The 14,287-nt window shown below is 67.7% G+C and carries 16 protein-coding genes; 11 read left to right on the top strand and 5 right to left on the bottom strand.

Annotation, left to right across the window (positions count from 1 at the left end):
• Positions 1 to 17: 17 nt before the first annotated feature.
• Both ACZK45_RS05020 and ACZK45_RS05015 read right to left on the bottom strand, forming a co-directional pair.
• Positions 18 to 1,103 (bottom strand): L,D-transpeptidase, encoded by a 1,086-nt coding sequence (locus ACZK45_RS05020; protein WP_478445532.1) that lies wholly within the window; start codon positions 1,101 to 1,103, stop codon positions 18 to 20.
• A gap of 352 nt (positions 1,104 to 1,455) precedes the next feature.
• The gene (locus ACZK45_RS05015) at positions 1,456 to 1,782 is read right to left on the bottom strand and encodes a ComEA family DNA-binding protein (protein WP_012510302.1); all 327 of its coding nucleotides are present in this window, start codon (positions 1,780 to 1,782) and stop codon (positions 1,456 to 1,458) included.
• A gap of 199 nt (positions 1,783 to 1,981) precedes the next feature.
• On the opposite strand from ACZK45_RS05015, the gene ACZK45_RS05010 reads away from it, so the two are divergent.
• The 4 genes from ACZK45_RS05010 (at position 1,982) to murU (ending at position 5,612) form a co-directional block, all read left to right on the top strand.
• Positions 1,982 to 3,475, top strand: a complete 1,494-nt coding sequence (locus ACZK45_RS05010) for a M20 family metallopeptidase (RefSeq protein WP_010483606.1) — start codon at positions 1,982 to 1,984, stop codon at positions 3,473 to 3,475.
• 70 nt (positions 3,476 to 3,545) lie between these two features.
• Positions 3,546 to 3,815 carry a GlsB/YeaQ/YmgE family stress response membrane protein gene (locus tag ACZK45_RS05005; RefSeq protein WP_125894171.1) on the top strand — a complete coding sequence of 90 codons (270 nt, stop codon included), beginning with the start codon at positions 3,546 to 3,548 and terminating at the stop codon, positions 3,813 to 3,815.
• Positions 3,816 to 3,879: 64 nt separating this feature from the next.
• On the top strand, positions 3,880 to 4,905 hold the full coding sequence (locus ACZK45_RS05000; protein WP_180838134.1) for an aminoglycoside phosphotransferase family protein: 1,026 nt from the start codon (positions 3,880 to 3,882) through the stop codon (positions 4,903 to 4,905).
• A complete protein-coding gene (murU, locus tag ACZK45_RS04995; RefSeq protein ID WP_180838133.1) occupies positions 4,902 to 5,612 on the top strand; it encodes an N-acetylmuramate alpha-1-phosphate uridylyltransferase MurU in 711 nt (236 codons plus the stop codon). The genes ACZK45_RS05000 and murU overlap by 4 nt, the downstream gene beginning before the upstream one ends.
• A gap of 629 nt (positions 5,613 to 6,241) precedes the next feature.
• Here murU and hda read toward each other — a convergent pair.
• The 3 genes from hda to ACZK45_RS04980 are packed head-to-tail and all read right to left on the bottom strand — an operon-like array spanning position 6,242 to position 9,254.
• The gene (hda, locus tag ACZK45_RS04990; protein WP_032130359.1) at positions 6,242 to 6,949 is read right to left on the bottom strand and encodes a DnaA regulatory inactivator Hda; all 708 of its coding nucleotides are present in this window, start codon (positions 6,947 to 6,949) and stop codon (positions 6,242 to 6,244) included.
• Entirely contained in the window at positions 6,949 to 8,118 is a 1,170-nt protein-coding gene (locus ACZK45_RS04985; protein ID WP_032130360.1) for an AI-2E family transporter, read from the bottom strand. Before ACZK45_RS04985 ends, hda begins: the two co-directional genes overlap by 1 nt.
• Positions 8,115 to 9,254 (bottom strand): DUF2066 domain-containing protein, encoded by a 1,140-nt coding sequence (locus ACZK45_RS04980; RefSeq protein ID WP_032130361.1) that lies wholly within the window; start codon positions 9,252 to 9,254, stop codon positions 8,115 to 8,117. The genes ACZK45_RS04985 and ACZK45_RS04980 overlap by 4 nt, the downstream gene beginning before the upstream one ends.
• 99 nt (positions 9,255 to 9,353) lie before the next feature.
• Between ACZK45_RS04980 and purM the strand changes: the two genes are divergently transcribed.
• The 7 genes from purM to ACZK45_RS04945 all read left to right on the top strand — a co-directional run bounded on the left by purM (position 9,354) and on the right by ACZK45_RS04945 (position 14,280).
• Positions 9,354 to 10,412 carry a phosphoribosylformylglycinamidine cyclo-ligase gene (gene purM / locus ACZK45_RS04975; RefSeq protein WP_049421530.1) on the top strand — a complete coding sequence of 353 codons (1,059 nt, stop codon included), beginning with the start codon at positions 9,354 to 9,356 and terminating at the stop codon, positions 10,410 to 10,412.
• A 22-nt stretch (positions 10,413 to 10,434) separates the two neighbouring features.
• Complete coding sequence (locus tag ACZK45_RS04970) at positions 10,435 to 10,923, top strand: hypothetical protein (RefSeq protein WP_180838130.1); 489 nt, start codon at positions 10,435 to 10,437, stop codon at positions 10,921 to 10,923.
• A complete protein-coding gene (locus tag ACZK45_RS04965; RefSeq protein ID WP_032130364.1) occupies positions 10,920 to 11,342 on the top strand; it encodes a hypothetical protein in 423 nt (140 codons plus the stop codon). The genes ACZK45_RS04970 and ACZK45_RS04965 overlap by 4 nt, the downstream gene beginning before the upstream one ends.
• 41 nt (positions 11,343 to 11,383) lie before the next feature.
• Positions 11,384 to 12,046, top strand: coding sequence for a DUF2238 domain-containing protein (locus ACZK45_RS04960; RefSeq protein WP_478445531.1), 663 nt, complete (start codon positions 11,384 to 11,386; stop codon positions 12,044 to 12,046).
• Positions 12,043 to 12,702 carry a phosphoribosylglycinamide formyltransferase gene (purN, locus tag ACZK45_RS04955; RefSeq protein WP_478445530.1) on the top strand — a complete coding sequence of 220 codons (660 nt, stop codon included), beginning with the start codon at positions 12,043 to 12,045 and terminating at the stop codon, positions 12,700 to 12,702. The genes ACZK45_RS04960 and purN overlap by 4 nt, the downstream gene beginning before the upstream one ends.
• 67 nt (positions 12,703 to 12,769) lie before the next feature.
• On the top strand, positions 12,770 to 13,594 hold the full coding sequence (locus ACZK45_RS04950) for a DUF3108 domain-containing protein (protein ID WP_180838128.1): 825 nt from the start codon (positions 12,770 to 12,772) through the stop codon (positions 13,592 to 13,594).
• Positions 13,595 to 13,596: 2 nt separating this feature from the next.
• On the top strand, positions 13,597 to 14,280 hold the full coding sequence (locus ACZK45_RS04945) for a DUF3108 domain-containing protein (protein ID WP_010483632.1): 684 nt from the start codon (positions 13,597 to 13,599) through the stop codon (positions 14,278 to 14,280).
• Positions 14,281 to 14,287 lie beyond the last annotated feature (7 nt).

Genomic DNA, 14,287 nt, shown 5'->3' with positions numbered 1-14,287 from the left:
GGGCACAACAGGGGGACTCAGTTGCCCTTGAGGGTGGACCCTGGCGGCTCGGATTCCAAGACCGGCTGCATTCCGGATTCAGCCGGGCTTGGGCGGACCGCCGGCAGCGAGGTCACCAGCAGGGTCGTGCCCGGTACCAGCACCTGGTACAGCTGACGGGCGAAATCGGCCGGCAACGCCATCGGCAGCGAGGGCGTGGCCAGCAGGTCCGGCGTGGCCTGGGCACGGTCCTGGCCCAGCAGCGGATAGGCCGTCCACTGGTGCAGGCGCTGGTTCGCGTCCAGCGGGCTGGGCGTATCGCTGTAGCCCTGCCCCATCACGAACAGGGTGGTGCCCTGGAACGCCGGCAGGGCGTCGGCCTTCAGCGGCGACTCGCCAATCATCACGCCATCGCGCAGCACGTACAGGCGCTGGTGGTGCAGGCTGACCAGGATGCCGACCTGCCCGGCCGGGGCCGCGCTGTCATCCCACCAGGCCTGCGCCGGCGCCGCGCCCTCGGTCTCCGGCAGGGCCTGGCCGCGCGCGTTGACCGGTGCCAGCACCGACGGATAGGCCAGCGTCATCGGCGAGCTCTTGGCATCGGCCACGACCACGGTATCGCCGCGCTGGGTTTCACTGAACAGCTTCTGCGCGAAGGCCTGCGGCAGCCGCACGCAGCCATGCGAGGCCGGATGACCGGGCAGGCTGCCGCCATGCAGGGCGATGCCGTCCCAGGTCAGCCGCTGCATGTAGGGCATCGGCGCGCTGTTGTAGAGGTTGGACTTGTGGTCCTTGTCCTTCTGCAGGATGGTGAACACGCCGGTCGGCGTCTCATGCCCGGCCTTGCCCGAGCTGATCGTGGTCAGGCCGATGGCAATGCCGTTGCGGTACACGTACGCGCGCTGCTCATCGAGGCTGACCACCAGCACGATCGGGCCGGTCGGTGAAATTTCCGGATGCCACAGGTATTCGCCCGGCTTGAGGTCGGTCGGTCCGCGCACTTCGGCGGTGCTGGCTGCGCCAGCGGCAGGCTTGGCGGCCGGCGTCGGCGCAGCGGCATGGCCCAGCAGCGGCAGGGCCAGTGCAAGGGCGAGCATCAGGGTAGTGGGGCGGTGCAGAAGCATCCAGCGGGGGTCCTTTCCATGCGGTGCGGCCACCGTACACCATCGACCCGTGGTGGCCGCGGCAAAACCAGGCGCCGGAAATGAAACTGCCCGGCGACACAGCCATGTGTCGTACCGGGCAATCGTTACGTCCTTGTCGGCCTGCTGCCGCCCCCTCGCATCCTGCGCTGTGGGGGTAGCGTTGCATCCTGCACGCGGCCGCGTCTGTCCTGTTTGTATCTCAGCCCCTTCCACAGGTCTGTGATGCCACCATCCTGGTGATTGGTGCCGCGTCCTGCGGCGGTCGGTGGTCACGGCCTTCCTGTCCGTGTCCGGTGAACCAGCCTCCTGCCGGTTCCGACGATTCCTGCTGTCAGCGCCTGGGTACGGTTCGCACCGGTACCGATCCGGGTACCGGATCCGCCGGCAACAACCTGTTGCCTACGGTGATCCGCTGTCGATTCCGTTCGACGATTGCTTTCCCTATCCCCTTCACCTGCGTCAGGTCCTCGACGCGATGAAACGGGCCGTGTCTGCGCCGGTGCTCGACGATCGCCTCGGCCTTGGCGGCTCCGACCATCGTCAATCCCTGCTGCAGCGCCTGGGCATCGGCGCGGTTGATGTCGATCGGTTCGGCGGCATGCGCCCCAGCGATCCACACGACCAGCACCAGTGCCCTCAACACGACACTCCAAGGCACGACGTGTATCTCCTTGTGATTCTGGCCGTCCCGACCGGCAATCCCGTCGGTAGGAACAGTGTCCGTCACCACATGCACACAGCCTATCGGTTTCCTGGATTTCTAAAAGCCAGCCAAATACCCGACGTGATGTAGGAAAAACCCTACCCACGGCACAGGCGTAGAATGGCTGGATCAGCCCATGCAACCGGAGTTTCAGATGGACAGCGCCAAGCTCGGCCAATTCGTCAATGACAAGTGGGACAGCGAAATCGTCCCGCAGTTGGTCGACTACATCCGCATTCCCAACAAGTCGCCGATGTTCGACGCCAATTGGGTGCAGAACGGCTACATGGAACAGGCGGTCACCCTGATGGAGAACTGGGCCAAGGCCCAGCAGCTGCCCGGCCTGAAGGTTGAAGTGGTGCGTCTGGAAGGCCGTACCCCGCTGATCTTCCTGGAAATTCCGGCTACCGGCGCCGAAACCGGCGACGACACCATCCTGCTCTACGGCCACCTCGACAAACAGCCGGAAATGACCGGCTGGGACGACGACCTCGGCCCGTGGACCCCGGTCCTGCGCGGCGACAAGCTGTATGGCCGCGGCGGTGCGGACGACGGCTACGCCATCTTCGGCTCGCTGGCCGCGGTGCTGGCGCTGCAGGCCCAGGGCCTGCCGCACGCCCGCTGCGTGGTGCTGATCGAAGCCTGTGAAGAGTCGGGCAGCTATGACCTGCCGGCCTACGTCGACCACCTCGCCGACCGCATCGGCAAGCCGTCGCTGGTGGTCTGCCTGGATTCGGGCTGCGCCAACTACGACCAGCTGTGGTGCACCACCTCGCTGCGCGGCCTGACCGGCGGCAACTTCACCGTGAAGGTCCTCAACGAAGGCGTGCACTCCGGCGATGCCTCCGGCGTGGTGCCGTCCAGCTTCCGCCTGCTCCGCCAGCTGCTGTCGCGCATCGAGGACCAGGACACCGGCCGCATCCTGATCGACGGCATGAACGTTGAGATCCCGGCCGAGCGCCAGGAACAGGCCAAGCGCGCCGCCGAAGTGGTCGATACCGAGATCTTCGAGAAGTTCCCGATGGTCGACGGTCTGCGTCCGATGAACGAGGACCTGACCGAGCTGGTGCTCAACCGCACCTGGCGCCCGGCACTGTCGGTCACCGGCGTCGGTGGCATGCCGGCGCTGGAATCGGCCGGCAACGTGCTGCGCCCGCAGACCTCGGTGAAGCTGTCGCTGCGCCTGCCGCCGACCGCCGATGGCAAAACCTGCGGCGAGCTGCTGAAGGAAGCGCTGCTGCGCGATCCGCCGAACGGCGCGCAGGTCACTCTGGATCTGGAAAAGGCCTCCACCGGCTGGAACGCCCCGGCCATGGCGCCGTGGCTGACCCAGGCCATCGACGACGCCAGCCAGGCCTTCTTCGGCAAGCCGGCGATGTACATGGGCGAAGGTGGCTCGATCCCGTTCATGGGCATGCTGGGTGAGAAGTTCCCGGGCGCCCAGTTCATGATCACCGGCGTGCTCGGTCCGCACTCCAATGCACACGGCCCGAACGAGTTCCTGCACATTCCGATGGGCAAGAAGGTCACCGCCTGCGTGTCCAAGGTGATCAGCGAGCACTACGCCGCCAGCCTGCGCGGCGAGACCAGCGGTTCGCCGGTGGCTGCCGACAGTGGCACCCGCCACGGCGACCACGGCTGCTGCTGAATCCGGCACACCGTGACGGACGCAGCCTGGCCTTGCTAGGCTGCGTCCACCCTTGGTGGAAATCGCGCGCATGAATGGTCTGTTCGGCAGCAGCAGCTGGCTCTACATCATCCTGGTCGGCTTCTTCGTCGGCCTGCTCGGGCGATTCTTCATGCCCGGCAACAACCGCATGGGCTGCCTGCTGACCATCGTGCTGGGCATCGTCGGCGCGCTGCTGGCGGGGTGGTTCGGCCAGTACATGGGCTGGTACGCCCCCGGTGAGCCGGCCGGCTTCCTCGGTGCGGTGCTGGGCGCGGTGGCCGTGCTGGCCGTCCTGCGTCTGTTCAGCGGTCGCCGCTGATCCCGCACCCTCTTCCCTTCCTGTTCCCGACGTAGGCGCGCCCGGCGCGCCCGGATATGCCTGCATGACCGAACCCGCCTCCGATCCCCAGCGCAGCGCGCAGCGCCTGCAGTGGGCCCGTACCCAGCTCGATGACTCCAGTGCGGTGGTCGAACGCGCCTCGGTCGATGCCGGCATGCGCAGCTACTGGCGCACCACCAGCACGCGCGGCAGCCACATCGTGATGGATGCCCCGCCGGGGCTGGAAGATCCGCGCCCGTGGCTGCGCATGCGCGGCCTGCTGGATGACAACGGCCTGCGTGTGCCCGCGCTGCTGGCACAGGATCTGGATGCCGGCTTCCTGCTGCTGGAAGATCTCGGCGGCCCGACCCTGGCGAAGATCCTCGACGAGCGCAACGCCGATGAATGGTTCGGCCGTTCGATCGAACAGCTGCTGCGCCTGCAGGCGATCCCGGTGCCGGCCGACTTCGGCCAGTTCGGCGAAGCGCTGCTGCAGCGCGATGCCGGCCTGTTCGACGAATGGTTCCTGCAGCGCCACCTGAACCTGGAACTGGACTGCGGTGAGATTGAAGGGCTGCAGCTGGTACACCGCCGTTTGATGGACAACGCGCTGGGCCAGGCCCAGCTGATGAGCCATCGCGACTACATGCCGCGCAATCTGATGCCGGTCGAGAATGGTCCGGCAGTGCTGGATTTCCAGGACCTGGTGCGCGGCCCGATCGCCTACGATGCGATGAGCTTGTTCAAGGACGCGTTCCTGAGCTGGCCGCTGCAGCGTGTGGACGAGTGGCTGGCGCAGTATCACGAGCGCGCCCGCAACGCCGGCCTGCCGGTGCCCGACCGTGCCACCTTCCTGCGCGATGCCGACTGGATGGGCATCCAGCGCCACGTGAAGATCCTCGGCCTGTTCTGCCGCCTGCGCTATCGCGACAACAAGGGCCATTACCTCGACGACGCGCCGCGCTTCATCACCTATCTGGATGAAGTGCTGCCGCGCTACCGCGAGCTGGCACCGCTGCAGCAGCTGCTGGAAGACCGCATCAAGCCAGCGCTGGCCGACCTGACCGCACCGATGCGCGTGGCCCGATGAAGGCACTGGTCTTTGCTGCCGGCCTCGGCGAGCGCATGCGCCCGCTGACCCTGCACACGCCCAAGCCGCTGCTGGACGTGGCCGGCAAACCGCTGATCGTCTGGCACCTGGAACGCCTGGCCGCACTCGGCGTGCGCGAGGTAGTGGTCAACACCGCATGGCTGGCCGAACAGTTTCCAGCGACGCTGGGCGATGGCAGCCAATGGGGCTTGCGCCTGCATTTCATGTACGAAGGGCAGACCCCGCTGGAAACCGGCGGCGGCATCCTCAACGCGTTGCCGGTGCTGGGCGACGCCCCGTTTCTGGTCGTGAACGGCGACATCTGGACCGATTTCGATTTCGCCACGCTGCCGCGCGAGCCGCAGGGCCAGGCGCATCTGGTGCTGGTCGACAATCCGGTTCAGCACCCGAACGGTGACTACCGGCTCGACGCGCAGGGCGTGTTGCATCACGACCGCGAAGGCCCGTGCCTGACCTATGCCGGTATCGGCGTGTATCGCCCTTCCATCGTGGCCGACTGGCGCACGGTGATCGGTGATGCACCGGGCAGCGAGCGGCTGCCGCCGAAGTTCTCGGTGGTGCCGCTGCAGAAGCACTTCATGGCACAGGGGTTGATGACGGGGCAGCACCATCGCGGGCGCTGGACCGATGTCGGCACCGTGGATCGCCTGCGTGCGCTGGATGCGGAGTTGGCAGCGAACGGCTGAGCCCCTCGTGGCTGGGCTTATTGAAAGCAGAAGCCTTGCTTGGCCGGGCGGGGTGGGCTGCGCAGGGGACGCTGCAAGTCCCCCTCCGGGGCCCGGCCCAGCCGCTGGCGGCTGTGCGTTCAGGCGCTTGCGAAGCAGTGCTTCGCAAGCAAAGCGCCTTCACCCCTGTAAGCTCGGTCGCCGCATCCATGCGGCTCACGCCCCTGCGCAGCCCACCCCGCCCGGCCTCTGACAGTTTCCGTGGGCGACCAGCCACGGAAAAGAAAAAAGAAAAGCAAAAGCGGGTCGCGTCGCTGCGCTTGCTCTGGTGACGACCAACGGTCGTCACCCACCACAAGCAAGACACGTGTCGACCAAGGTCGACACCCACCAACAGCAGTGCAGTATGCAGTCCCGGCAGATCGCGGGAACCTGTCGAAGGCGGGGTGGCTCAGGTTGCGGGGGCGTGAGCGCCATGGATGGCGCGACCGAGGCTACATGGACGTACTTGCGCCGTCCCCCGCAACCTGAGCCACCCCGCCTCCCCTCAGGAAGCCAGCTTCTGCTGTTGCTTCAGCTCTTGCTGTTGCCGGCCAGCGGCCGGCACTACGGCGGGTGCAGGGCGCAGCCCTGCAAAGCAAACCCCACCCTCAGTAACGCGGCCGGCCTTCTTCCAGCACCTGGCGCAGGAACGGCACGGTGATCCGCCGCTTCGCCGCCAGCGACTCCCGGTCCAGCCAGTCCAGCAGCGTGATCAATCCACCCAGCTCGCGACCGGTGTGCGACAGCAGCCACTCGATCGAGGCCTCGTCGATCGCCAGCCCACGCCGCAGCGCGCGCTCACGCAGCACCGCTGCCCGTCCTTCCTCATCCAGCGGCTGCAGCAGCACACGCACGCACTGACCCAGCCGCGAACGCAGATCGGGCAGTACCAGGCCCAGTTCTTCCGGCGCCTTCTGCGCCGTGTACAGCACGGTCACGCCCGCAGCGCGCGCGCGGTTGTGGAAATCGAACAGCGCGATCTCGTCCTCGCGGTTGCCGGCCACCTCGTCCAGGCCGTCCAGCGCCACCAGCTCGCGCGCCTCCAGCCCATCCAACGCCGCGCGTACGCGGCCGGCGGCGCTGGCCAGCGGTACGTAGGTCGGCAGTCGCCCGGCCTGCTCGGCGCTGGAGCACATCGCCAGTGCCTGGTGGGTCTTGCCCGTGCCCGCCGCACCTTCCAGATAGACCCAATCGTGGCTGGCACCCACCGCGATCGCGCGCAGCTGCGCCAGCGCGCCGTCCGGCGCGCCGATGAAGGTCTCCAGGCGCTGGTCCCGCGGGTAATGCAGGGCCAGCGGCAGTTGCGGCACACCCATCACTTCAGGTCGGGGCCCTTGTCGTTCGGAATGATGATATGGGGGGCATCGACCACGCCATCAAGCACGATCGCCGGCTTCTCACCCACGTACAGCTCGCTCTGGCGATAACGCTGGTGCGCGTAGCGCAGCAGCACGTTGGTCACCGCTGCCACCGGCAGCGCCAGCAGCATGCCGAGGAAGCCGAACAGCTGGCCGCCGGCCATCACCGCGAAGATCACTGCCACCGGGTGCAGGCCGATCTTGTCGCCGACGATGCGCGGGGTCAGTACGTAGCTTTCCAGCAGCTGGCCCACGGTGAACACCACGCCGACCAGGATCAGCAGCTTCAGGTCGAAGCCCTGTGCCTGCACCAGTGCGGCGACCACCGCCATCAGGATGCCGGTGGTCGCGCCCAGGTAGGGAATGAAGCTGATCAGGCCGGCAATCAGGCCGATCAGCAGACCCAGCTTGAGGCCGACCAGCGACAGGCCGCCGGCATAGATCACGCCCAGCGCCAGCATCACCAGGAACTGACCGCGGATGAAGGCGCCCAGCACCTCGTTGGACTCACGCGCCAATGCGCTGATGGTGCCGATCTGGTTGCGCGGAATCACCGACGCCACGCGCTCGACCAGCTTGTCCCAGTCACGCAGGAAGTAGAACGCCAGGATCGGCAGCAGCAGGATGTTGACCACCCAGGTCACCATCGCAAAGCCCGAACGCGAGACGTAGCCCATGAACGTGGTGGCGAAGCCGCCGGCCTGCTGCCAGTGGCTGCGCACCCATTCGATCAGGCGGTCCGGGTCCAGCCACTGCATCACTTCCAGGCCGGTCTTCTGCTCGAACCAGGGAATGCCCTTTTCCATCAGCCACGCCTGTGCCTGCGGCGCGACCGCAATCAGGGTGGTGATCTGGCGCTCGATCATCGGCACCAGCACCAGCAGCAGCGCCACGATCACCAGCACCATCGCCGCGAACACCAGCACCACGCCGGTCATGCGCGAACGGCCGGTGGCCTCGATGCGGTCCACCAGCGGATCGCCCAGCCAGGCCAGCGCCAGCGCCAGCACGAACGGGGTCAGGATCGGCGCCAGCAACCACACCACCCAGCCGATCAGGCCGGCGAACAGGATGTACTTCAGGCGGCGCAGGAACTGCGCGATTTCCGCTTCCGGGGTCAGGTTCATCGCAGGCGGTACTCGTTGCTGACCGGCGCAGCGACCGGGGCACCGGTGGTGTCGTCGATCGGCGTCGGCAGGGCCGGCAGCGGTGCGCTCGGCACCAGCACGCCGTTGTCGCCCAGCATGCGGTTGAAGCCGGCCAGGCCGGTGGTCATCTCCAGGCTCAGCTCCAGCTGGCCGGCCGAAGCGTGCAGCGGGGTGACGTTGCGCACCACCGGCACCTCACGCAGGCCGGCAGCCAGGCGCAGGTAGTCGTCGGCACTGTTGATGCCGGTGACCACCACCCGATAGGTGCCGGCCTGGCCGACGGCCGCGCCGGCCTTGGCATAGCGCTTGACCAGCGCATCGGCGGCACCATCGGCACCGGCGGCCATCGCGCGCATGGCGTTGGCGTCCTTGCTGGTCCACTTGTTCAGCTCACGGCCGTTGTCGACGAACACCCAGTCCGCCTGCCAGCCGCCGTTGGCGCGGTACAGCTTGCCGATCAGCTGCATCGGCGGCGAGTAGCGCGAAGAGGCACGGGCCACGGCGGCACTGTCCTGGCGCCAGATGGCACCGGCCAGCGCCTGTTCGGCGGCACCACCGCTGGGCAGGCCCAGCTTGTAGCCGCGCTCGATGGCGCGGTTCAGCAACGGGCGGGCGGCATTGGCCTGCTGCACGCTGACCAGGCGCGGACCGCTGCCGTCATCGACGGCCAGCCACAGCACCGGCTTCGGTCGCGGCTGCGGCCACAGCGGCAGGCCCAGCGCCGACACCAGCGAATCGACATCGTCCTCGCGGAAGCGGGCCACCAGCAGGGTACGGAAGCTGGGGGCGCCACTGGCGCTCACGCTCTGGTCCTGCTTGTAGTCGTAGCTGGCCACGTAATCCTTGGCATTGCGCAGCGCCTGCGCCACGCCAGGGCGCGACATCACGCTGCGATCGCCGGACAACTTGCCCAGTACAACGCTCAAGGCGCGGGCCAGGGCGCCGTTGCGGTCGGCTTCGGCCTGGCTGTTGACGGGCACTTCGGCCTCGTACGCGCCAGTGGCGGTGGCAACATCACCCTCGGTGCGCAGGCCGCTCTGGGCCATCGTGGCCACCGGCAGGCTCAGCGCAAGGAGCAGGGTCAGAATCAGGCTGCGGCGCATCAGGACATCCATTGGCTCGACGTATCCGGGGGAATTGTTGCCCGAATACGGCCTTTGCGCCAATGCGGCCTGTTAAAATCGCCCGTTCAACCCCTGCCAGCGCCGACGCCCGTGACCAACACCCCGTCTTCCGCCCCCTCCCCCCTCACCTACCGTGACGCGGGTGTCGACATCGACGCCGGCAACGAACTGGTCGAGCGGATCAAGCCCCTGGTCAAGCGCAGCTTCCGCCCGGAAGTGATGGGCGGCCTGGGCGGCTTCGGCGCCCTGTTCGACCTGTCCAACAAGTACCGCGAGCCGGTGCTGGTGTCGGGTACCGACGGCGTGGGCACCAAGCTGAAACTGGCCCACCAGCTGAACCGCCACGATACGATCGGCATCGATCTGGTCGCCATGTGCGTGAACGACGTGCTGGTGCAGGGTGCCGAGCCGCTGTTCTTCCTGGACTACTTCGCCACCGGCAAGCTGGACATCGACACCGCCGCGGCGGTCGTGGGCGGCATCGCCAACGGCTGCACCGAGGCCGGCTGCGCGCTGATCGGCGGCGAAACCGCTGAAATGCCCGACATGTATGCCCCGGGCGAGTACGACCTGGCCGGCTTCACCGTCGCCGCCGTCGAGAAGAGCGAGCTGAAGGATGGCGCCAGCGTGGCTGCCGGCGACGTGCTGATCGGCATCGCTTCGTCCGGCCCGCATTCCAACGGCTACTCGCTGGTGCGCCGCATCTACGACCGCGCCGGCCGCCCGGCCGAGCTGGAGCTGGAAGGCGGCGTGAAGCTGGTCGATGCGCTGATGGCGCCGACCCGCCTGTACGTGAAGCCGATCCTGTCGCTGCTGAAGTCGCACGGCGCGGCCATCCACGGCATGGCCCACATCACCGGTGGCGGCCTGACCGAGAACATCATCCGCGTGGTGCCCGACGGCCTCGGCCTGGACATCCAGGCCTCGTCCTGGACCCTGCCGCCGGTGTTCCAGTGGCTGCAGAAGGAAGGCGCGGTCGCCGACAGCGAGATGTGGCGCACCTTCAACTGCGGTATCGGCTTCGTGCTGATCGTGGCGCCGGACCAGGTGGCCGCGGTATCCGATGCGGTCAAGGCGCAGGGCCTGGAGCACTGGACCATCGGCCAGGTGGTCACCGCCGAAGGCGCCGAGCGCGTCCACATCGCCTGATCCCGACAACCCAGGAGCCCGCATGGACGCAACGCCCCCCTTGTCGCCCGCCCCCGTGCCGCCGCCGCTGGCGACGGTACCGGTGTTCAACGCGCAGGATGCCGACCACCTGCGCATGCTGGCCATCGCGCACTACGTGGTCGGCGGCCTGATCGTGCTGTTCTCGCTGATCTTCATCATCCACATCGTGCTGGGCATCACCGCGCTCACCGGCAACCTGCCGATGAATTCCGGCGGCCAGCCGTCGTCGCCGGCCGAACAGCGCCTGTTCGGCTGGATGTTCACCCTCATCGGTTGCGTCGCCGTATTCGGTGGCGTCACCCTGGGCGCGTTCGTCGCCTATGCCGGCCGCTGCCTGGCCCAGAGACGCCGCTACCTGCTGTGCCTGATCGCGGCCGGCCTGGCCTGCCTGTTCACCCCCGTCGGCACGGTGCTGGGGGTGTTCAGCCTGATCACCCTGCTGCGCCCGCAGGTGAAGGCCGCCTTCGACCTTCCCGCCACGCCCGCATGACCGCCTCCGGCAATCCGCCGCCGCTGCCGCATCAGACCCTGGCGCAGCTGCAGCTGACCAGCCATCTGCAGACGCTGAAAGTGCTGTTCTACGCGTTGGCCGGCTTCCATTGGTTCGCCACAGTGGCGTTCCTTGGCCTCAGCGGATGGGTGGCCCACTCGCGCGGACTGGACGATGCCTGGATGCTGACCACGGTCTATGCGTCCATCGCCGTGCTGGCGGCCGTGCTGGGGTTCGTGCAGTTGTATACCGCGCGCCAGCTGTCACATCGCACCGGGCTGGCCTGGTGCCGGCGCGCGGCGTGGCTGGGCGTACTGGCCGGCCCGCTGGGCATGGCCTTGGCCGCCTATGCCTGGGTGTTCCTGTCCAAACCTGACATGGCCGCGCTGTTCGACCGCGGCGACCACCTCAGTGTCTGAACCTGCCGGCAAACGCCCCGTCCTTTCCTGATCGATTTCCCATGTCCGCGCCTGCCCTCCCGACGTCCGCTTCGCCCACCACCCACCGTTTCTCGGGCCCCAAGAAGCTGGCCTTTGCCGCCGTGCTGGCGGTGTTCGCAATCAGCTGGGTCCACCCGCTGTGGCCTACCGAACAGGCCCTGCACAGCACCCTGACCGTGATCGGGCTGGCCGCGCTGCTGTGGGTCGACCGTCGCGGCGGCTGGCTGGGCAATGGTGCCTTCATCGCGATCTGCGGCTTCATCGCCCTGCACTGCGTGGCCGCGCGCTGGCTGTATTCCAACGTGCCCTACGACGACTGGGCGCAGACGCTGAGCGGCTGGTCGCCGAATGCGGCCTTCGGCTGGCAGCGCAACCATTTCGATCGCCTCATCCACTTCCTGTTCGGCGTCTGCTTCACTCCTGCGCTGCTGCAGCTTGCCCGTCATGCGTGGCCGGCGCTGCGCCTGGGCCAGGCCTTCACCCTGGCGGTGATGACGGTGATGTGTGCCAGCCTGGTCTACGAATGGTTCGAGTGGGCCATCGCGCTGGCGCTGTCGCCGGATGCTGCCGAGGCCTACAACGGGCAGCAGGGCGACATGTGGGACGCGCACGCCGACATGCTGATGGCCACCCTCGGCAGCCTGCTGATCTGGCCGCTGATCCGCCGGAGCGCCCAGCAGTGACCGCGACCACCCGCATTGCCGTGCTCGCCTCCGGTCGCGGCAGCAACCTGCAGGCCATCCTCGATGCCATTGCCGACGGCCGACTGCCCGCCGAGGTGGTCGGCGTGTTTTCCGACCGCCCCGCCGCAGAGGCCCTGCAGCGCGTCGCACCGAACCTGCGCTGGGCGCATGCACCGAAGTCCTTCAGCGACCGCGCCAGCTACGAGCAGGCGCTCGGCGATGCGCTGGCCGCAGTACAACCGGACTGGATCGTCTGCGCCGGCTACATGCGCATCCTCAGCGCGGCCTTCGTACAGCGCTTCAATGGCCGGCTGGTCAACATCCATCCATCGCTGCTGCCGCTGCACAAGGGCCTGGACACCCACGCCCGGGCGCTGCAGGCGGGCGACGCCGAGCACGGTGCCAGCGTGCATCTGGTCGTGCCCGAGCTGGATGCGGGCGCCGTGCTGGCGCAGGTGCGGGTGCCGGTGCTGCCCGGCGATGACGCCGACAGCCTGGCCGCGCGCGTGCTGGCGGTGGAGCATCCGCTGCTGATCGCCACCCTGCAGCTGTTGTGCGCCGGCCGCCTGGCTGAACGGGAGGGCCAGCCGCAACTGGACGGTCACCCCCTGTTTAGCCCGTTGGCCCTAGATTCCGCCGGGAACCTGAACCGGTAGTCCCCATGCACACGCCCCGCTGACTGCGGGGCTGGCATCCTGCCCCCTCCTGCGGTCCCTGTCCTCCATGAAGACCACGACCCTGCTGTCCACTCCATTGCTGTTGTCGCTTGCCGTGTTCCCCGGCGTGGGCTGGGGCCAGGCACAGGGGCCCGCCCCCCCGCCGGCACCGGTGCCCGCAGCGCAGCCGCCAGCCGATGCGCCGGCCGTACCGATGCCACCGGCACTGGCCTGGGAGCCACCGCCGCTGCAACCGTTCAGCGCCACCTACCAGGCCTTCTACAAGGGCAAGGAAGCGGGCGATGCCAGCATGCAGGTCACCCACACCGGCGGCAGCCAGTGGCGGGTGGACATGCAGGTGGTCGGCCGCCGCGGCTTTGCCAGCGTGCTGGGCCTGAACATCGAACAGAGCACGGTGTTCGAGGAGCGCAGCGGCGTGTATGCGCCGCTCAGCCAGAGCACGGTGCGCAAGGGCCTGTTCCTGGGCAAGAAGGCGGTCGGCACCTACAACTGGCAGGCCGGCACCGCGCAATGGACCGGTGACGTCAAGAAGGAACGCGCGCAGCCGATCCCGCTGCAGGCAGGCGACCAGAGCGCGCTGCTGATCAACCTGGCGATCATGCGCGATGCGCGTCCAGGCGCCTCCATGCATTACCGCTACGTGGACATGGGCAAGGTCCGCGAACACGACTACCAGGCCGCGCCGCAGACCGAGAACGTCGAGGTCGGCGACCTGTCCTACAACGCACTGCGGGTCTACCGGACCAACGGTGGCAGAAACGAAACCATTCTCTGGATCGCCAACGGTGTCCCCACCCCGGTGCGCATCCTGCAACGCGAAGACGGCGAAGACCGTGTCGATCTGCGCCTGATCGAATACCAAGGAGTCTGAGCATGAATACCCTGACCCGCCCCCTCACCTGGATCGCAGCCGCTGCCCTGACCGTGGCCAGCCTGCCGGCCATGGCGCTGGAACCGTTCAAGGCCGATTACCTGGCCAGCTACATGGGCATGCAGGCCAACGGCACCATGACCCTGGCCAGCGAAGGCAGCAACAAGTGGCGCTACAGCCTGCAGGTGAAGAACCAGCTGGCCGACCTCAGCCAGAGCACGGTGTTCGAGGAAGTGCGTGGCCAGCTGCGCCCGCTCAGCAGCCAGGACCGTTCGGCGCTGCTGGTGAAGAAGCGCAACGTGCAGGCCAACTACAACTGGACCAGCAACCAGGCCACCTGGACCGGTGACATCAAGCCGGATCGCGCTGGCCCGATTGCGCTGAAAGCCGGTGACATGGACGCGCTGCTGATCAACCTGGCGATCGCCCGTGACCTGGCGGCGGGCAAGCCGCTGACCTATCGCATGGTCGACGAAGGCCGCATCAAGAACATGACGTACCGTGTGATCGGCAAGGAATCGATCACCGTGGGCGGCAAGAGCTACGAGGCCACCAAGGTCTCGCGCGCCGACGGCAACAAGGAGCTGATCGCGTGGATCGTGCCGGAATTCCCGGTGCCGGCGCGCATGCTGCAGCGTGAGAGCGGCCGCGATGCGCTGGACCTGACCATCAAGGCGATGAACTGACGGGAGA

The organism is Stenotrophomonas sp. 63632_Sma, from assembly GCF_056482875.1.
Note: the sequence above shows the minus strand (reverse complement) of the source record. Positions and strands in the feature narration are given on the sequence as shown.